This window comes from Vibrio sp. 1580, from assembly GCF_033340055.1.
In genome coordinates, this window is record NZ_JAWOVT010000011.1 from 41695 (window position 1) to 61510 (window position 19816).

Here is a 19816-nt window from a genome sequence, read left to right on the forward strand (position 1 = left end):
AGAACTAAATTCATTATTTGTTAGCCATGCTCTTATAAGCGGAATAATAACGATCCAAAGGGAGCAAATGGGAGAATGTTTGGATGAGCAACGCGCCTTTAAATAACGGTCGCAGGCGTTTTCTAACCGCTACAACGGCAGTTGTTGGTGGGTTAGGGGCAGTCGCCGTCGCCGTGCCTTTTATCAAATCATGGAATCCGAGTGCTAAAGCCAAAGCGGCGGGCGCACCGGTGGAAGTGGATATAAGTAAAATTGAACCAGGTCAGCTGGTTCGTGTTGAGTGGCAGGGAAAACCTGTATGGATTGTTCGCCGCACTCAAAGCGTTCTGGATAACTTAAAATCGATCGGTGATAAGCTTCGCGATCCACAATCTGAAATGGAGCAGCAGCCTGAGTACGCTCAGAATGAGTTTCGTTCGATTAAGGAAGAGTTTTTCGTCGCAGTTGGTTTCTGTACCCACTTAGGTTGTTCACCAACCTATCTACCTGACTCTTTCTCAGAGCAGGTGCAGGGCGTAAGATCTGGCTTCTTCTGTCCTTGTCATGGTTCTAAGTTCGACATGGCTGGTCGAGTGTTCCAAGGAGTACCTGCTCCGTTGAACCTTGTCGTTCCTAAGCACATGTATTTGAGCGATACCAAGCTCATTGTGGGTGTTGATGAGGGAGATGCATAATGCAAGCAATGTTAGATTGGGTTGAAAAGCGTATTCCTGCAATGAATGCTTATAAAAAGCATTTGTCTGAATACCCAATGCCTAAGAACTTCAACTTTTGGTACCTTTTCGGTTCTCTGGCGATGCTGGTTCTTGTTAACCAAATCCTAACGGGTATTTGGCTAACGATGAACTATGTTCCTTCAGGTGACGGTGCATTTGCGTCTATCGAATACATTATGCGTGATGTAGAGTACGGTTGGCTTCTGCGTTACATGCATTCCACTGGCGCGTCAGCGTTTTTCGTTGTTGTGTATCTTCACATGTTCCGTGGTTTGATCTACGGTTCATACCAAAAACCTCGTGAACTATTGTGGATCTTCGGTATGTTGATCTTTCTTGTTCTCATGGCTGAAGCGTTCATGGGTTACCTACTTCCATGGGGTCAGATGTCATACTGGGGTGCACAGGTAATCATTTCCCTGTTTGGTGCTATTCCTGTTATCGGTGATGACCTAACGCTTTGGATTCGTGGTGACTACATCATCTCTGGTGCAACGCTAAACCGTTTCTTCGCACTACACGTTATTGCCCTGCCTATTGTTTTGCTTCTTCTTGTTGTTCTGCACGTATTGGCGCTGCACGAAGTAGGCTCAAACAACCCGGATGGTATCGAAACTAAGCTGCCAAAAGGCTCAATGGGCGACGATTACAAAACGCAATTCAAGTTCCACGATTACTATACGAAGAAATATGACATCATTGATTCGATTCCTTTCCATCCGTACGGCACGGTTAAGGACTTGGTCGGTGTCGCTGGTTTCTTGTTCTTCTTCTGTTACGTGCTGTTCTTTAACCCAGAAATGGGTGGGTACTTCCTTGAGCCGCCTAACTTTGAAGCTGCAAACCCACTGAAGACACCAGAGCATATTGCTCCGGTATGGTACTTCACGCCGTTCTACGCAATCTTACGTGCGGTTCCAGACAAACTATTAGGTGTTATCCTAATGGGCGCGTCAATTGCAGTGCTGTTTGTTCTACCTTGGTTGGATCGTTGTAAAGTTCGTTCATACCGTTACCGTAGCAAACTTCATCTATTGAATATTGTACAGTTCACTATCGCCTTTATCGCTCTGGGTATTTTAGGTGCGTTACCTGCGACACCAACGTACACACTACTATCTCAGATCTTTAGCTTGTGTTACTTCATGTTCTTTGTGTTGCTGTTCTTCTACAGCAAAAATGAAGCAACCAAACCATTACCAGAGAGGGTGACATTCAAATGAAGAAGTGGATTGTAATTCTATTTGCTATGTTGCCATCACTAGCGATGGCAGCTGGGGCCAATGTTCCGCTGGATAAAGCGAATGTTGACCTTACGGATAAAGCTTCGCTACAAAACGGCGCGAAGTTGTTCATGAACTACTGTTTTGCTTGTCACTCTACGCAATACCAGCGTTACGAGCGTGTAGCAACAGACTTGGAAATTCCAACAGACTTAATGAAAGAAAACCTGATTTTCAATCCTGAAGCGAAAATCGGTGATCTAATGGTCAATGCTATGCCACCGAAGCAAGCGGCAAACTGGTTTGGTGCTCCACCACCAGATCTTACGTTGGTTGCACGAGTTCGTGGTGCTGATTGGTTATACACTTACTTACGCTCTTTCTATGTTGATCCATCTCGTCCATTCGGCGTGAACAACATCGTCTTCCCGAGTGTTGGTATGCCGCATGTACTTGAAGAGCTACAGGGCATCCCGACGCCGATTTACGATACGAAAATCGTAGATGGCGAAGAAGTACAAGTTGTTGTTGGTACTGAAACCGATGGCACGGGTGAGCTGAGTGAAGGCGAATATGACAAAGCGGTTGGCGATCTCGTTAACTTCTTAGTTTATTCAGGTGACCCAGTGCAGCTTGAGCGTCATGCTTTAGGCTGGTGGGTAATGGGCTTCTTAGTGCTTCTAACCATCGTTGTTGTGATGCTCAAGAAAGAGTATTGGCGCGATGTGCATTAATTGTGCTAAAATACCGTGCTAATTCCCAATTTTAATTGATGTACAATGGAGGCTTAGCCTCCATTGTTTTTATTTGTAAGTGTACTGGAGGGCTCCATGGCTGTAGCTGCCAATAAACGTTCTGTGATGACTCTTTTCTCAAGTGCATCAGATTTGTATAGCCATCAGGTTCGCATTGTACTAGCTGAAAAAGGCGTAAGTGTTGAAGTTGAGCTTGTTGACGAAGCAAACCTTCCTGCTGAGCTTGTTGAGCTAAACCCATATAAATCAGTGCCAACTCTTGTTGACCGTGAGCTAGCTCTTTACGATTCAAAAATCATCATGGAGTACTTGGACGAGCGTTTCCCTCATCCACCTCTAATGCCGGTTTACCCTGTTGCTCGTGGCAACAGCCGCTTGATGATGTACCGTATCGAACGCAACTGGTATTCACTCGCTGAAAAAGTGATGAAAGGTAATGCGGAAGAATCAGAAAAAGCACGCACAAAGCTGCGTAATGATCTTCTGACGTTAGCGCCAATTTTTGCTGAATATGAGTACTTCATGAGCGAAGAATTCAGCTTGATCGATTGTTACCTAGCTCCACTATTGTGGCGTTTGCCTCAACTTGGTATCGATCTTGTTGGCCCTGGTTCAAAAGAAATCAAGGTATACATGAACCGCGTATTTGAACGTGATTCGTTCCTTGCTTCTTTGACTGAAGCTGAACGTGAAATGCGCCTAGTTCGCTAAGCGATTTAAAACACGTTATGGATATTGCAAAAATGACTGCTCGCCGCCCGTATATGCTTCGCGCATTTTACGACTGGTTAGTAGACAATGACTTGACTCCTCACTTGGTTGTGGATGCAACAATGCTAGGGGTGCGTGTCCCGGTTGAATTTATTCAAGATGGTCAAATTATTTTGAATATTGCGCCACGTGCAGTGGGTAATCTTGAGTTAGGTAATGATGCGATTACCTTCCATGCTCGCTTTAGCGGTCGTCCGCACTCAGTGATCGTGCCTGTGTATGCTGTTCAAGCTATTTATGCACGTGAGAATGGTGCTGGTACTATGTTTGAACCAGAAGAAGCGTACACTCACATCGAAGAAGAAGCGATGACCGAGGCATCGTTCACAACGGTTAGCGATGAGCCTTCTGAGTTAGTTTCTGATTCAGATGCCGAAGAGGACGATGCTCCTCGACCAAAAGGCAAACCAAGCTTAAGAGTGATTAAATAATAAAAAAGCAGCGTTACGCTGCTTTTTTCTTTTTAACTTGTTGAAGATGATTTCAAGCCAGACTTTGGAAATTACTCACTAATCGTAAAGACTTCGACGTTCTTTTCACTTTCTGTACTTGCCTCACTTTCTATTGTTTGTACACCGTCACTCGGTAAGTCTACTTCAACAGGCTCCATTTCGCCGTATTGGAACCCTTTAATGACTTGTTTTACGCCTGAGATATTACGCGCGATTTCTGTCGCTCGATCGCCTTGCTCTGGCGTGACATAACCAAACAGAAAAACGTCGCCATCTTCGGTGATCACTTTAACCTTAACACCATTAAGCTCAGAATCAGTAAGCAAAGCTGACTTTACTTTGGTTGTGATCCAGCTGTCATTGCTAATCTGGGTAACAGTGAGTGGCTCTTTTTGTTTGATTTGATTGTGTATGACTTTTACACCACTAACTTCTCGAGCCCTTCGCTCTAAAGTAAGGATAAGGTCTTGTGTCGGAGCTTGTCCCATAAGGACTACAGTCCCATTATATGAACTGGCAACGACACGAACTTCACCTTTAAACGGTGCTTTATTGCCGATCGCCGCAACTTCGAATTCGATGTTATTGTCCTGCCAGATTTGTTTTGTCGTGCGTGTGTCCGTGACAATATTCGCTGTGGTTGCTGCACCTGCGATAAACAAACCTGCGCAACCACTTAAACTCAATGCTGTTAATAAGATAACAAGGCTACGTATCATAATTCTGACTCTCAGTCTTGGTTACTCTTCGTGAGCAGGGAAAAGCACTTGGTCAATAAGATCACAAAGGCAATGGAGTGTTACCATATGTACTTCGTGAATACGTGCAGTGCGGTGTGATGGAATACGAATTTCGACGTCGTTCTCACCGAGCAGTCCTGCCATCTCTCCGCCATCTTTTCCTGTTAGCGCGATAATCGTCATGTCTCGAGTTACGGCTGCTTCCATCGCTTTGATAATATTTTTACTGTTACCGCTAGTCGACATGGCAAGCAAAATGTCGCCTGGTTGACCAAACGCTCGTACCTGTTTTGAGAAGATTTCCTGGTAGTGGTAATCGTTGGCCACTGCGGTTAGGGTGGTATTATCGGCGGTTAAGGCCATTGCTGGTAGGCTAGGGCGCTCAGTTTCAAAACGGTTTAAAAGACAAGAAACAAATTGTTGAGCGTTTGAAGCACTGCCGCCATTACCACAACATAAAATTTTATTGCCATTAAGCAGGCTCGACACCATCGCTTGAGCTGCATGAGTAATGGCATCAGGCAGCGCCTCTGCTGCTGCGATTTGAATTTGAATACTTTCTGTAAAGCTGTCTTTAATGCTGTCTAGCATCGCTTATCCTTCAGAGATTGCGTTTTCTATCCAGTTGATATCTCGCCCATTATCATGAATGGCGATGACATCAAATCGATAATCGATATTGTGTTTTAAGCGCTTTTGTTGGCTAAGCCAAACTTGTGCGGTTTTGACTAGCTTGCGCATTTTAGCGTGCGTCACCATTTCTGCTGCCGAGCCAAAGTGATTGTTCTTACGGTATTTGACTTCAACAAACACAATAGTTTCACCTTGTTGGAAGATTAAATCAATCTCACCGACCTTAGTCAGAAAATTTTGTTCAATAAAGTTTAAGCCCTGGCGTTGTAAATACTGCTTCGCCAGAGCTTCATATTGATTTCCGATTTGGCGCTTACTAAAGAGCCCCACGCTCAGCCCAGCTTAGCTCACGCTGTACAACACAATTATTGTCGATACTTAAAATACCGGTTTGGCCGCCAACTGAGTAGCCCGGAACGACCTTCATTTGTGGCAGTTCCCCAATCAATTTATACGCATCCATACCCAGTGCTTTCAAACGTTTTTCCATGTTAGATTGCTCTGACCACAGCTCGTTCATTTCAGCGGTCACGCTAGGGTCTGGGTCAATCAGTAATGGGATATCGCTGTAGATGATGCCTGTTAGATCTTCGTAAGTCGCGCCGCCACTGTTGCTACGCGAGCTAGAGAAAATTTGAGGAGCTTTGGCGTCTGGGTTAATCGCTACCTCAATAAATGGCTTGATCAAAGTCAGTTCCGTGCTTCTAGCAACAATATAAACCGCATCGACATCACGACGGCTACGTGGCTGTGTTTCAAGCTTGATACGCATTAGTGATTGCATCTGAGCAATACGTTGTTTGCTTTCTTGCAGACCAAATACTTCATTGATGTCTTTTTGAAGTTGGCGCTTGTCGCCAAAATAACTTGCTGCGACTTTATTAGAGCTGTACTTGCGCCATTCTTTGTTGAACGCTTCAGTTACGCGCTCACCAAAGCTGCCCTTTGGTGCCAGGATCAGAGGGAAGTTATAGCCTTCGCTGAACAAGTGTTTCGCTGCTTGTGCGGCTTCTTGTTCTGGTGATAATGCCAAGTAGCAAATATTGCTATCTGGTTGCACATCTTCGGGAATATTTAGCGCAAGGGCTGGAATCGTAGGACCATTTTCTGAGCCATCCATGGTTGTGTGCAATAGCTCAACGTTTTCTTTTTCTAGGGGACCAACAACAAAGTCGATGTTTTCATTGATCAAACGTTGTTTAATTTGGTCGGCGTTATACGCATTAGTGTCTATTACCGTGAGGGTAGCGCTTGGATCACGGTTACGATCATTCATCATCGCAAACACAAAACCATCACGAATTAATTGCGCTTGTGGCGAGAATTTACCAGTAAGCGGCAGTAACAAAGCGGTGTTGTTTGGTTTAACGATGTCTAGAGAGAGAATGTTTTGAATCTCTTCTGGTGTGTAGATAGCGGCTGGGTGCGATGGGTTCTCGTTTAACCAGCGTTCTAGGGTATTTTTTAGTTGAGATAAGTTGCCCGACAACGTTTTCGCATAAATAGCGAGTTGTAGCCAACCATCCAAAACATCTTCATTTGGCTCTGTTTCTAATGAGGTCAGTTCGTACTCGGAATAGCTGCCAAAGTTCATCCAAATACGGCTAGAAATCTCTCTCTGCTCCGCGGACGATGCATATTGGCCAAATGCAACCAGTTGGCGGTTTGCCTCAAACGCTTGGTTAAGACCTTGATAAGCGTCGGCACGCATCAAGTAATAGTCTTTCCATTGCTCATTTGGTAACTTCCACCAAGGTTTAAAATTCAACAATTGCAGCAACTGAGAGTAATTACCCTGTTTTTGCTGTATGGTCGCACGCGCTAGTTGCCACTCTGCTTGCTGAACTTCGGTTAACTGTTGACGAGCCAGGCGCTTGATCAACATTTCTGCTTGATCAAACTGGTTTGTTTGAATCGCGGCTTTGGTTGCCATGATCAACCAGTCATTTTGTAAACTGCCTTCCGTGCTATCAGCTTGGATCATATAGTTCTGAACAGACTGAGTAGGCTCAAGTGTTACATCAACGCCATCAGGCTGTCTTGGACCTGAAGAACAGGCGGCGAGCGTAATTGCTAGTGCAACAGGAGTAAGTATGCGTGGTACACTGAGTCTCTTATGGTTAATCATTGCCGTGAGTTCTCTATAATTTTGTACAAAATTGTCTCTATATTAATCGTTGAAGTGATGGTAAACAAATGACAGATAAAAATAAGTTGCCGAATGAGGGGCCAACTCTCTATATCGTACCGACTCCAATCGGAAATTTAGCGGATATCACCCAACGTGCTATCGAAATTCTGTCGACTGTGGACATCATTGCCGCTGAGGATACTCGACATACGGGCAAATTACTGTCTCACTTCAATATTCAAACCAAAACTTTTGCTCTACATGACCACAATGAGCAGCAAAAAGCACAAGTTTTGGTAGAAAAGCTGCTTTCCGGTCAGTCTATCGCATTAGTTTCTGACGCTGGTACGCCACTTATCAGCGACCCAGGATACCATTTGGTGACAAAATGTCGTCAAGCGGGCGTTAGAGTTGTGCCTCTTCCAGGTGCCTGTGCGGTCATTACGGCGTTAAGTGCCTCTGGCTTGCCATCTGATCGCTTTAGCTTCGAAGGTTTTTTACCACCGAAAAGCAAAGGTCGTAAGGATAAATTCCTAGAGATTGCTTCGGTAGAGCGTACGTGTATTTTTTACGAGTCACCGCACCGTATTTTAGACTCTCTACAAGACATGTTAGACGTTCTTGGCCCAGATAGAGAAGTTGTGTTGGCAAGAGAGCTAACAAAAACCTTTGAAACCATTCAAGGCATGCCGTTAGGTGAGCTGATTAAATGGGTGAAAAGTGACGATAACCAACAGCGTGGTGAAATGGTATTGTTGGTACATGGCCATCGTGAAACAACAGACGACTCACTACCTGAAGATGCTTTACGCACGTTAGGGATTTTGACCAAAGAGCTGCCTTTGAAAAAAGCAGCTGCTTTGGTGGCAGAAATACATAACTTGAAGAAGAATGCGCTATATAAATGGGGCTTAGAAAACTTAGACTAAGTGCCGCTAGCGAGATAAATGGTCAATGAGGGCTGATGTTTAGGAATCGGCCTTTTTATTATCTATTTTTGGCGCGCTGACTAAAAAGTCATCACTTAGTGCATTCATTTCATCATATCTGTGATCTAACTAGACTCTGAAGTGAGAACTCTATACAATCCGCCCTCGGAGCTGACTGGGTAGTCGCTGCTTTGTTGATGTCCTTCGGGAGACTGACGTCGAAGTCCCTTTGGGAGACTGACGTTGACGTCCTTCGGGAGACTGACAAAGGGGAGGAAAGTCCGGGCTTCATAGAGCAAGGTGCCAGGTAACGCCTGGGGGGCGCAAGCCTACGACAAGTGCAGCAGAGAGAAGACCGCCGATGGCCCGTAAGGGTACAGGTAAGGGTGAAAGGGTGCGGTAAGAGCGCACCGGACGACTAGCAATAGTTCGTAGCAGGGTAAACTCCACCTGAAGCAAGACCAAATAGGCCTCCACATTGCGTTGCTCGCGTAAGGAGGCGGGTAGGTTGCTCGAGCCAGTGAGTGATTGCTGGCCTAGACGAATGGCTACCGCCGCGCAAGCGGAACAGAACCCGGCTTATGTGTCGGCTCCACCTATTCGAGACCCATCTCTACTTCGGTAGTGATGGGTTTTTTGCATTTAATTGACGCAAACTATGTCATTACCAATAAACTTGGCGTAAATCACGTCTAACTTTAGACTTGTGGTGGCGATGATGTAGGAAATCAGTACACTAAAGAATCGCTTCAAGATCATTCAACGAGAAAGCTATGACCGAAACCTTCCAACATATTTCCGTGTTATTAAATGAATCCATTGATGGCTTAGCTATCAAACCAGACGGCGTCTATATTGATGGAACATTTGGCCGTGGCGGTCACAGCCGGACAATTCTATCTAAACTCGGTGAAAATGGCCGACTGTACAGTATCGACCGTGACCCTCAAGCGATCGCTGAGGCAGGCAAAATCAATGACCCTCGCTTCACCATTATTCATGGTCCATTTTCTGGTATTGCTGAGTATGCTGAAGAGTATGGGCTAGTTGGAAAAGTGGATGGTGTTCTTCTGGATTTAGGCGTTTCTTCTCCTCAGTTAGACGACGCAGAGCGTGGCTTTAGCTTTATGAAAGATGGTCCGCTAGATATGCGTATGGACCCGACATCAGGTATTCCAGTATCTCAATGGTTGATGGAAGCAGACCTCGATGATATCACTTGGGTCATTCGCGAGTTCGGGGAAGATAAACATGCGCGCCGTATTGCAAAAGCGATTGTTGCCTACCGTGAAGATGAAGAAAATGAGCCAATGGTTCGCACTGGTCAGCTGGCAAAATTGATTTCAGATGCCGCACCGAAAAGTTTTAAAGAGAAAAAACACCCTGCGACTCGTGCTTTCCAGGCTTTTCGTATTTACATCAACAGTGAGTTAGAAGAAATTGATACGGCACTTAAAGGCGCGGCGAGCATTCTTGCTCCTGAAGGCCGTTTATCTGTGATTAGCTTCCACTCTCTGGAAGACCGTATGGTCAAACGTTTTATCCGTAAAGAGAGCAAAGGGCCTGAAGTGCCACACGGTATTCCAATGACGGAAGAGCAAATTCGTGCTCTTGGTAGTGCGAATATGAAAGCGGTGAGCAAAGCGATTAAACCAAGCAAACAAGAAATTGAAATGAACCCTCGTTCGCGCAGCTCTGTGTTAAGAATTGCAGAAAAGCTTTAATTATTATGACGAAATCCACTCCTAATCTTGCTAAGTTGATTGCAACGGATCTCCTCACTGTTGGTCGCTGGCCATTACTGTTGTTGCTATTGATCGTGGCATCGGCAATGGGAGTGGTATTTGCTACCCACCATGCGCGTCAAGCGATCACCGAGAAAGACCATACGTTGGTTGAACGAGAACGATTAGATAGCGAATGGCGTAACTTAATGTTGGAAGAAACTGCCCTCGCGGAACACAGTCGTGTTCAAGACCTTGCCAAAAAAGAACTTGAAATGAAACGACCTGATGGCGATAAAGAAGTGGTTGTCACGCTCAAATGATTAGAAAAAAATCCAACACGAAACAAGCCAATAAGCGTAAACCTGTAGCAAAAGAGAAAGCGGCTACGGGGGATAAGAAAACCGATAACAAAGCAGTGAAAGTGGCGGTCGAAGAATCTTTCTTGATTCGTTGGCGCTTCCATCTATTACTGTTTTTTGTTTTTTGTGCATTTGCCCTTTTGGTGGCACGCGTAGCCTACATCCAAATCATTGAGCCAGATAACCTGATTAAACAAGGTGACCTACGTTCGGTTCGTGTTAAATCCATTCCTTCTGCTCGCGGTATTATTTCGGATCGAAATGGTGAGCCGCTTGCTGTCAGTGTACCGGTTGAGGCGGTTTGGGCAGATCCTGCCACGATATTTAAAGAAAATGCGTTAAGCCAGACCAAAAGTTGGCATGCATTAGCGGATGTTCTTGGTATTGACCGACAAGGGTTAATAGACAAAATCAAGCGCAATGAAAAACGCCGCTTTATCTACTTGCAGCGCCAGGTCAGTCCGGCCATGGCGAACTATATTCGTGAGCTAAAGCTGCCAGGTGTTGGCCTTAAGTCGGAATCTCGTCGTTATTATCCTGCAGGTGAGGTTAGTGCTCACTTAGTCGGTGTAACAGGCATTGACGGGCATGGCCTAGAAGGTGTGGAGCGTAGCTACGATGAATGGCTCACTGGCGCGGCGGGTAAGAAAACTATTCGTAAAGACCGTTATGGTCGTGTTGTGGAAAACATTGCTTGGCAAGACAAGCAAGAAGGTAAATCACTTCAGTTAACCATCGATCAGCGCCTACAGGCGATTGCGTATCGTGCGATTAAGCAAGCCGTTGCGGACCACCGCGCCACTTCAGGTTCCGTTGTCATGTTGGATGTAAAAACGGGCGCCGTATTGGCCATGGTTAATGCTCCTTCTTACAACCCTAACAATCGTAGCGATTGGCAAAGCTATCAAATGCGTAACCGAGTGATCACAGACTCAATGGAGCCCGGTTCGACCATTAAGCCTTTCGTTATTTTAGCCGCCTTAGAAAATGGGATAGCTGATAAAGATACCATCGTAGATACCGGTAATGGTGTCCTACGTTTAGGTGGTAGTCGAGTCAGAGATGTCTCTCGCGTAGGCAAAGCGAGCTTGACCACGATCCTTAAAAAGTCGAGTAATATCGGTGTGACGAAGCTAGCAATGCAAATGCCGGTAGAGGCGCTTCTTGGGCTGTACAGTTCAGTGGGTTTTGGTGAGCTTTCTGGCCTAAACCTAGTCGGGGAAGTGACGGGTATTTTTCCTACACGAACTCGTTGGTCGCCAATTGAGCGCGCCACGATTGCGTTTGGTTATGGTCTATCAATTACACCAATCCAGCTAGCCCATGCTTATGCGACGCTTGGAAACCTTGGCAAATACGAGCCTATTCATATTATCGAAAGCAATGATCATGACATGTCACGCCAAGTGGTGAGTGCGAAGTATGCGCGTCAAGTATTAGACATGTTGGAAACCGTAACTCAAAAAGGGGGCTCGGCTCGCAGAGCGGCAGTTCCTGGTTATCGAGTGGGAGCGAAAACAGGTACATCACGTAAAGCTTCTGCCGGTGGGTACAGCGACGAGTACATCACCTACACGGCTGGGCTTGCTCCGGTTAGCGATCCGCGAATTGCTTTAGTAGTGATCGTAAACGAGCCTCAAGGTGATGACTACTATGGTGGTTCGGTAGCGTCTCCTGTCTTCTCTGAAATCATGAAAGGCGCGCTACAAATACTCAATGTTGCACCTGACGAAAACAAATTCCAACAGTAAGCCCTGTGGTTTACTGAGCAAACAAAATTAAGAAAACCTGAGCCAAAGCTCGGAGAACAAATATGACTAAAGCCATCAGTATGGACGTGCTGCTTTCCCCTTGGGTGGATTGCCCTAGCTTATCGTCCGTTCTTGTTTCTGAATTGGAGCTCGACAGCCGAAGAGTTCAACCTGGAACCACGTTTGTAGCAGTGATTGGCCATGTTGTGGATGGGCGTAAATTCATTGCCTCTGCAATTGAGCAAGGTGCAAATGCAGCCCTGGCGCAAGCCTGCGATGTCAAAACACATGGTACGGTGGAAATCATTGATGATGTTCCCGTCATTTACATTGATAGGTTGGACCAACGTTTATCCGCGATTGCTGGAAAGCTTTATGCTTACCCTGATATGGATTTGATTGGTGTCACCGGCACCAACGGCAAAACCACTATTACCCAGTTAATAGCGCAATGGCTAGAACTGCTTGACCATAAAGCGGCGGTAATGGGAACAACAGGAAATGGCTTCCTCAATAACTTGCAACAAGCTGCGAATACAACGGGGAATGCCGTTGAAATTCAGAAAACGCTCTCCTCTCTCGCAAATCAACAAGCCACATACACCGCGCTAGAAGTATCTTCTCATGGCCTGACGCAAGGTCGTGTCAAAGCATTATCATTTGCGGCGGGCGTGTTTACTAACTTAAGTCGTGACCACTTAGATTATCATGGCACGATGGAAGCGTATGCCAATGCAAAGCTTGGGTTGTTCACGCAACACCAATGTGAACGTGCCATTATCAATGTTGATGATGAAGTCGGTCATCAATGGGCGTCGCAGTTAAGTAATGCGATCGCTGTCTCGCTCAAGCCGTACACTGAATTTGAAAGCGCAATTTGGGCGACGGAAGTCAGTTACGCGGAGTCAGGGATTACTATTAAGTTCGATGGTAAATTTGGCTCAGGTGAATTGCACGCGCCTTTGATTGGTGAGTTTAATGCAACCAACTTAATGCTCGCTTTTGCGACCTTATTAAGCTTAGGTAAAGAGAAACAAGCGTTACTCGAAACCGCAGGTCAACTGCAACCTGTACTCGGCCGAATGGAGTTGTTCCAAACTGAGGATCGTGCCAAAGTCGTGGTCGATTATGCCCATACTCCTGATGCTTTAGAAAAAGCGCTGCAAGCTTTACGAGTTCATTGTGAAGGCCAGCTGTGGGCTATTTTTGGCTGCGGTGGCGATCGCGATGCAGGTAAGCGCCCAATGATGGCGGAAATTGCAGAGCGTCTAGGTGACAGAGTGGTGTTGACTGACGATAACCCACGCAGCGAAGATCCGGTTCAGATTGTGAAAGACATGTTAGCTGGGCTGTCAAAACCTGCTGAAGCGATTGTTCAGCATGACCGCTTCAAAGCACTGTCTTATGCCATTGAAAATGCTTCGCCAAACGACATTATCTTGTTAGCAGGGAAGGGCCATGAAGATTATCAGATTCGTAATGGCGAAACGATTCATTACTCCGACCGCGAGTCCGCAATGCAACTTTTAGGATTGACCTCATGATCAAAGTAACGTTATCTCAAATTGCAGACATCACTCGTGGCGAGCGATTCGGCGACGATCTACTTATCGACGCGGTTTCTACTGATACACGAACGATTGATCGTGGGGCTCTATTTGTCGCGTTAGTAGGGGAGCGCTTTGACGCGCACAACTTTTGCCAACAAGCGGTAGATGCAGGTGCCGGTGCTTTACTCGTAGAAAAACGCTTAGATGTGAATGTGCCGCAAATTGTGGTGTCGGATACCAAACTTGCATTGGGTGAGTTTGCTTCTTGGGTGCATCAAGCATGCAAAACACCTACCGTTGCCATCACCGGAAGTTGCGGTAAAACTACCGTAAAAGAAATGGTTGCGAGTATCCTGCAATTGAAAGGCAAAGTGTTATTCACGGCGGGTAACTTCAATAATGATATTGGTGTTCCGTTGACATTATTGCGCTCACAGCAGGATGATGATTATGCCGTGATTGAGCTTGGTGCTAACCATATAGGTGAAATTGCTTACACGACTCAGTTAGTAAAACCAGATATCGCGTTAGTGAACAATGTAGCCGCCGCTCACCTTGAAGGCTTTGGTTCTATCGATGGCGTGAAACAAGCCAAAGGTGAAATCTACCAAGGCCTTTCAGCTGGTGGTATTGCGATTGTTAACCTAGACAGCAATGGTGAAGCCAAGTGGGATGAAGTGTTAGCAGATAAGAAAGTCATTACTTTTTCACAAAGTAATACTGATGCAGACTTCTTCGCTTCTAACATCGTATTGAACGCCGCAGGTGAAGCAAGCTTTGACTTACATATCGCAGCAAGCTCACAAGAAATTGAACTGTCTCTGGGTATTATAGGTCAACACAACGTTGCGAATGCGATCGCTGCTTCTATTATTGCGTTACAAATGGGAGCCACATTAGAAGAGGTTCGTGCTGGCCTTAAACATTTGAACAAAGTGAAAGGTCGCGTCGAGGTTGAAGCGCTGAGCGAAAAGATAAAATTGATTGACGACAGCTACAACGCGAGCGTGCCAGCCATGAAAGCGGCAGTTGATTTATTGGCCGCTTTCCCAGGTCAACGCTGGCTGATTTTAGGTAATATGGCGGAATTGGGCGAGGAAAGTCTTGCACTTCATCGTCAAGTCGGGGAACATGCTGCCCCACAAAAATTTGAACATGTTCTCACATATGGTGCAGACGCCAAGGTGATCAGTGATCTTTGCCAAGGCATTCATTTTGAGACGCACCAAGAGATGATTGAATACATCAAGCAGCATCTAGACCAAGCCGTTCCTGAAAACCATACGATATTGGTGAAAGGAGCGAATGGTGCACGTATGTTTGAAGTCGCTGCTGCTTTGAAGGAGTATTATTAATGATTATTTGGCTTGCCGAGCTGCTACAGCCATACCTGTCTTTTTTCCGATTGTTTGAATACTTGTCTTTTCGAGCAATCCTAAGCGTATTAACCGCTCTAGGTCTGTCATTATGGATGGGACCAATCATGATCAAGCGTTTGCAAATGCTGCAAATTGGTCAGGTAGTGCGTAACGAAGGTCCTGAATCTCACTTTAGTAAGCGTGGTACCCCAACAATGGGCGGTATCATGATCTTAGCGGCCATCTCAATCACGATTTTGCTATGGACAGACTTATCCAACCCTTACGTATGGGCGGTACTGGCAGTCTTACTTGGCTACGGTGCGGTCGGATTTGTTGATGATTATCGTAAAGTGGTACGCAAAAATACCGATGGCTTGATCGCGCGTTGGAAGTACTTCTGGCAGTCGTTGATCGCGTTTGTCGTCGCTTTCGCATTGTATGCTTACGGTAAAGACACAGCAGCAACTCAGCTAGTGGTGCCATTCTTTAAAGACATCATGCCGCAACTTGGTTTGATGTATATCATTCTGACTTACTTTGTCATTGTAGGTACAAGTAACGCGGTTAACCTGACTGATGGTCTAGACGGTTTGGCAATCATGCCAACGGTTCTTGTTGCAGCAGGCTTCGCGGTTATTGCATGGGCGACCGGTAACGTTAACTTCTCTGAATACCTTCATATACCATACTTACCACATGCATCTGAGTTAGTTGTCGTATGTACAGCAATCGTAGGTGCAGGCCTTGGTTTCTTGTGGTTTAACACTTACCCAGCACAAGTGTTCATGGGCGATGTAGGTTCACTAGCGCTTGGCGGTGCATTGGGCACCATTGCTGTTCTAGTTCGTCAAGAGTTGGTGTTAGTGATCATGGGTGGCGTATTTGTAATGGAAACGCTATCAGTCATCCTGCAGGTAGGTTCTTACAAATTACGTGGTCAGCGTATTTTCCGTATGGCACCAATTCACCACCACTACGAATTGAAAGGTTGGCCAGAACCTCGCGTAATCGTGCGCTTCTGGATTATTTCTATGGTTCTTGTTCTGATTGGTCTTGCGACATTGAAAGTGCGTTAATCGCGCTTTCCAAGAACAAGATTTACAGTGTGATCAAATATGGAACGTTGGCAAAACATACATAGTGTTGTCGTCGTAGGGCTCGGTATTACCGGGCTCTCTGTCGTTAAACACCTAAGAAAAAATCAGCCACAACTTGTGGTCAAAGTCATTGATACTCGTGTAAACCCTCCAGGTGCAGAGCGCTTGCCGGAAAGTGTTCAACTGCATAGTGGTGGTTGGAATACGGACTGGCTTTCTGACGCGGATCTTATCGTGACCAACCCTGGTATTGCGCTAGCGACACCAGAGATCCAAGCCGTCTTAGCAAAAGGTACGGCAGTAGTTGGTGATATCGAGTTATTCGCTTGGGCGGTGCAGAAACCCGTAATTGCGATTACGGGCTCAAACGGTAAGAGCACAGTAACCGACCTCACAGGTGTGATGGCTAAGGCTGCAGGTTTGGATGTTGGCGTTGGTGGTAACATCGGTGTGCCTGCTCTGGATTTGTTAGAACAAGACGCAGACCTATATGTACTCGAACTCTCGAGCTTCCAGTTAGAAACGACGTCAAGCTTAAAGCTCAAAGCCGCTGCGTTTCTGAATCTTTCTGAAGATCATATGGATCGTTATCAAGGCATGTCTGACTATCGACAAGCTAAGTTGCGTATTTTTAACCATGCTGCTCTTGCAGTCGTGAACCGTGATGATCAAGAAACCTTCCCAGACGCAGAGATGCCATTGGTGACATTTGGCAGCGACAATCAGGACTTTGGTCTCGAGGTGGATGGCAACCGTACTTGGCTGCTCGATCACGGTCAACGAGTTGTCGCAAGTGATGAGCTTAAGTTGGTTGGTAAGCACAACTTATCTAACGCTCTGGTTGCTTTAGCGCTATTAAAAGCTGCGGACGTAAACTATCACAAAGCATTGAATGCACTTAAAAATTACACGGGACTGACACACCGATGCCAGGTGGTTGCGGATAATCAAGGCGTCAAATGGGTGAATGACTCTAAAGCAACTAATATTGCCAGCACTATGGCTGCGCTATCTGGTTTGGAATCGACAGGCAAGCTCTACTTACTCGTTGGTGGTGTTGGCAAAGGTGCTGACTTCTCGCCATTAAAACCGATCTTCGCGACGCTTAACTTGCAACTGTGTTGCTTTGGCGCTGATGGCGATGAATTTATGCCACTGCATGAATCTGCAATACGTTTCGACACTATGGAAGATGTGATTCAACAAGTATCTTCGCAGTTAAAACCAGGTGATATGGTGATGCTGTCTCCTGCATGTGCTAGCTTTGATCAATTCGACAACTTTATGGCAAGAGGTGATGCTTTCGCTGCTCTTGCTCAGAAATATGCATAATTAAAGGTTACACACTTCGTGGGTTTAGGTAACGTTAAACGCAGTATTGGCAATTGGCTCAAGCATCCAGCCCCAGAGGCGATGTTTGATCGTCAGTTAGTGTGGATTGCACTGGGTTTGATGTTGACTGGTTTGGTCATGGTAACCTCTGCATCATTTCCAATCAGCTCTCGATTAACGGAACAGCCGTTCCACTTTATGTTTCGTCATGCGACGTTTCTCGTGCTGGCGTTAGGGACCTCCGCTGTTATTTTGCAAGTGCCTTTGCAAGAGTGGTTTAAGAAGAGCCATTACTTACTTTGGGCTTCTTTCGCACTGTTGATCATCGTGCTCTTGGCGGGTAAGTCGGTTAATGGTGCGTCTCGTTGGATTCCCCTTGGGCTGTTTAACCTTCAGCCAGCGGAAGTCGCGAAGCTATCGCTGTTTATCTTCATGTCTGGTTACTTAGTTCGAAAGCAAGACGAAGTACGACAAACGTTCTTTGGTGGCTTTATGAAGCCAATCATGGTGTTTGCCTTCTTCGCAGTATTACTACTTGGTCAGCCAGACTTGGGGACGGTCGTCGTGATGCTGGTCACGCTGTTTGGCATGCTTTTTATCGCAGGTGCAAAACTAACCCAGTTTCTCGCCTTGATGGTGGCAGGTATCGGCGCTGTAGTAGGTTTGATTCTCGTCGAGCCATACCGTATGCGACGAGTAACCTCCTTCCTTGACCCGTGGGAAGATCCATTTGGCAGTGGCTATCAGTTGACTCAGTCTTTGATGGCGTTTGGTCGTGGTGAATGGTTCGGACAAGGTCTCGGTAATTCAATTCAAAAACTGGAATATCTACCGGAAGCGCATACCGACTTTGTGTTTGCCGTACTTGCTGAAGAGCTTGGTTTCGTAGGCGTAGTGCTGGTCTTAATGCTGATTTTTAGCTTGGTGCTAAAAGCGGTTTACATCGGCAAGCGTGCATTTGAAGAAGGCGAAATGTTCGGAGGTTATCTGGCTTTCGGAATTGGTATTTGGTTTGCGTTTCAAACCTTGGTTAATGTTGGAGCTGCCGCCGGTATTGTTCCAACTAAAGGTTTAACACTTCCACTCATCAGTTATGGTGGTTCTAGTCTAATAATTATGTCCGTCGCAGTGTCCATACTACTGCGTATCGATTACGAATGCCGCTTGAAACGCGAGCAACAACAATCAGAACAACAAGCTAATGAAACAAAATAAACGTTTGATGGTGATGGCTGGTGGTACTGGCGGTCACGTATTCCCAGGTTTGGCGGTAGCAAAACAGCTTCAAGAGCAAGGTTGGGAGATCCGTTGGTTAGGTACGGCGGATCGAATGGAAGCGGATTTGGTGCCAAAACATGGCATTGAAATCGACTTTATCAAAGTGAAAGGGTTACGAGGTCAAGGCGTTAAACGTCTTCTTGCAGCACCATTTCAAATTATCAATGCCATTATGCAGGCTCGTGCTCACATGAAACGCTGGCAGCCAGACGCAGTGCTTGGTATGGGCGGTTATGTTAGCGGCCCGGGCGGTATTGCCGCTTGGATGAGTGGCATTCCTGTTGTTCTGCATGAACAAAATGCAGTAGCAGGTTTAACGAACCAATGGTTATCGAAAATCGCTAAGAAGGTTTTTCAGGCTTTCCCAGGCGCTTTTCCAAATGCCGAAGTGGTTGGGAACCCAGTTCGTGAAGATGTGACTCAATTAGCAGCGCCAATTGAGCGCATGCAAGAGCGCCAAGGTCCAATTCGCATTTTGGTGATGGGTGGCAGCCAAGGCGCACGTATTCTTAACCAAACTCTGCCAGAAGTGATGTCGAAATTGGGCGAAGATTACTATGTTCGTCATCAAGCGGGCAAAGGTGCCGCCGAAGAAGTGAATGCAGCATACCAAGCTAATGGTGTGGTAAATGCAGAAGTAATGGAATTCATTGATGACGTTGCAGAAGCTTACGCATGGGCTGACCTTTTAGTTTGTCGCTCTGGAGCGTTAACCGTTTCTGAAGTCTCGGCGGCAGGTGTAGGCGCTATTTTTGTTCCATTCATGCACAAAGACCGCCAGCAAGCACTTAATGCAGACCACTTGGTGGATTGCGGCGCGGCGAAAATGATTGAACAACCAGATTTAACCGTTGAGTCTCTGACTCAGCAGATCCAACAATTGGATCGCCAAGCTTTACTTACAATGGCTGAGCAAGCGCGTGGCGCTGCAAAATTGAATGCTGACCGAGTTGTCGCACAAGCCATTGTCGCTTTGACCGAAAAGCGTTAACCGAATTATTGAGAATAGAA

At 46.0% G+C, this 19816-nt stretch carries 19 protein-coding genes and 1 other RNA gene; 16 read left to right on the plus strand and 4 right to left on the minus strand.

All coding sequences use genetic code 11. The features are described 5' to 3' along the window. Positions 1–83: 83 nt before the first annotated feature. The 5 genes from petA to sspB all read left to right on the plus strand — a co-directional run bounded on the left by petA (position 84) and on the right by sspB (position 3896). On the plus strand, positions 84–674 hold the full coding sequence (gene petA / locus R7093_RS17390; RefSeq protein ID WP_005372877.1) for a ubiquinol-cytochrome c reductase iron-sulfur subunit: 591 nt from the start codon (positions 84–86) through the stop codon (positions 672–674). Beyond that, a complete protein-coding gene (locus tag R7093_RS17395; protein ID WP_005372880.1) occupies positions 674–1939 on the plus strand; it encodes a cytochrome b in 1266 nt (421 codons plus the stop codon). Before petA ends, R7093_RS17395 begins: the two co-directional genes overlap by 1 nt. Then, positions 1936–2673, plus strand: coding sequence for a cytochrome c1 (locus tag R7093_RS17400; protein WP_005372881.1), 738 nt, complete (start codon positions 1936–1938; stop codon positions 2671–2673). Before R7093_RS17395 ends, R7093_RS17400 begins: the two co-directional genes overlap by 4 nt. Positions 2674–2769: 96 nt before the next feature. After that, positions 2770–3405, plus strand: a complete 636-nt coding sequence (gene sspA, locus R7093_RS17405) for a stringent starvation protein SspA (RefSeq protein ID WP_005372897.1) — start codon at positions 2770–2772, stop codon at positions 3403–3405. A 17-nt stretch (positions 3406–3422) separates the two neighbouring features. Continuing rightward, on the plus strand, positions 3423–3896 hold the full coding sequence (sspB, locus tag R7093_RS17410; RefSeq protein WP_047101990.1) for a ClpXP protease specificity-enhancing factor: 474 nt from the start codon (positions 3423–3425) through the stop codon (positions 3894–3896). 71 nt (positions 3897–3967) lie between these two features. Here sspB and R7093_RS17415 read toward each other — a convergent pair whose 3' ends face one another. The 4 genes from R7093_RS17415 to R7093_RS17430 are packed head-to-tail and all read right to left on the minus strand — an operon-like array spanning position 3968 to position 7418. Further along, entirely contained in the window at positions 3968–4636 is a 669-nt protein-coding gene (locus tag R7093_RS17415; protein WP_047101992.1) for a BON domain-containing protein, read from the minus strand. 21 nt (positions 4637–4657) lie between these two features. Next, the gene (locus R7093_RS17420) at positions 4658–5248 is read right to left on the minus strand and encodes a phosphoheptose isomerase (protein WP_005372901.1); all 591 of its coding nucleotides are present in this window, start codon (positions 5246–5248) and stop codon (positions 4658–4660) included. A 3-nt stretch (positions 5249–5251) separates the two neighbouring features. Continuing rightward, positions 5252–5620, minus strand: coding sequence for a YraN family protein (locus R7093_RS17425; protein WP_005372903.1), 369 nt, complete (start codon positions 5618–5620; stop codon positions 5252–5254). Beyond that, positions 5607–7418, minus strand: a complete 1812-nt coding sequence (locus R7093_RS17430; RefSeq protein WP_318146758.1) for a penicillin-binding protein activator — start codon at positions 7416–7418, stop codon at positions 5607–5609. Before R7093_RS17430 ends, R7093_RS17425 begins: the two co-directional genes overlap by 14 nt. 68 nt (positions 7419–7486) lie before the next feature. Between R7093_RS17430 and rsmI the strand changes: the two genes are divergently transcribed. From rsmI to murG, 11 genes are all read left to right on the plus strand, one after another. After that, positions 7487–8350, plus strand: a complete 864-nt coding sequence (gene rsmI / locus R7093_RS17435) for a 16S rRNA (cytidine(1402)-2'-O)-methyltransferase (protein ID WP_047101994.1) — start codon at positions 7487–7489, stop codon at positions 8348–8350. 167 nt (positions 8351–8517) lie between these two features. Continuing rightward, an RNA gene (gene rnpB / locus R7093_RS17440) (RNase P RNA component class A) lies at positions 8518–8948 on the plus strand. Between the two features lie 175 nt (positions 8949–9123). Then, complete coding sequence (rsmH, locus tag R7093_RS17445) at positions 9124–10074, plus strand: 16S rRNA (cytosine(1402)-N(4))-methyltransferase RsmH (RefSeq protein WP_017633610.1); 951 nt, start codon at positions 9124–9126, stop codon at positions 10072–10074. A 5-nt stretch (positions 10075–10079) separates the two neighbouring features. Continuing rightward, a complete protein-coding gene (gene ftsL, locus R7093_RS17450; protein ID WP_005372920.1) occupies positions 10080–10397 on the plus strand; it encodes a cell division protein FtsL in 318 nt (105 codons plus the stop codon). After that, positions 10394–12187, plus strand: coding sequence for a penicillin-binding transpeptidase domain-containing protein (locus R7093_RS17455; protein WP_086046525.1), 1794 nt, complete (start codon positions 10394–10396; stop codon positions 12185–12187). Before ftsL ends, R7093_RS17455 begins: the two co-directional genes overlap by 4 nt. Positions 12188–12249: 62 nt before the next feature. Then, positions 12250–13731, plus strand: a complete 1482-nt coding sequence (gene murE / locus R7093_RS17460) for a UDP-N-acetylmuramoyl-L-alanyl-D-glutamate--2,6-diaminopimelate ligase (RefSeq protein WP_047101996.1) — start codon at positions 12250–12252, stop codon at positions 13729–13731. Next, complete coding sequence (locus R7093_RS17465; protein ID WP_005387401.1) at positions 13728–15092, plus strand: UDP-N-acetylmuramoyl-tripeptide--D-alanyl-D-alanine ligase; 1365 nt, start codon at positions 13728–13730, stop codon at positions 15090–15092. Before murE ends, R7093_RS17465 begins: the two co-directional genes overlap by 4 nt. Next, positions 15092–16174, plus strand: coding sequence for a phospho-N-acetylmuramoyl-pentapeptide-transferase (gene mraY / locus R7093_RS17470; protein ID WP_047101999.1), 1083 nt, complete (start codon positions 15092–15094; stop codon positions 16172–16174). Before R7093_RS17465 ends, mraY begins: the two co-directional genes overlap by 1 nt. A gap of 39 nt (positions 16175–16213) precedes the next feature. Further along, the gene (gene murD / locus R7093_RS17475) at positions 16214–17527 is read left to right on the plus strand and encodes a UDP-N-acetylmuramoyl-L-alanine--D-glutamate ligase (protein ID WP_017821485.1); all 1314 of its coding nucleotides are present in this window, start codon (positions 16214–16216) and stop codon (positions 17525–17527) included. Positions 17528–17545: 18 nt separating this feature from the next. Next, entirely contained in the window at positions 17546–18742 is a 1197-nt protein-coding gene (gene ftsW / locus R7093_RS17480) for a cell division protein FtsW (protein WP_005372933.1), read from the plus strand. Then, entirely contained in the window at positions 18729–19796 is a 1068-nt protein-coding gene (gene murG, locus R7093_RS17485) for an undecaprenyldiphospho-muramoylpentapeptide beta-N-acetylglucosaminyltransferase (protein WP_047102003.1), read from the plus strand. The genes ftsW and murG overlap by 14 nt, the downstream gene beginning before the upstream one ends. Positions 19797–19816: the final 20 nt, after the last annotated feature.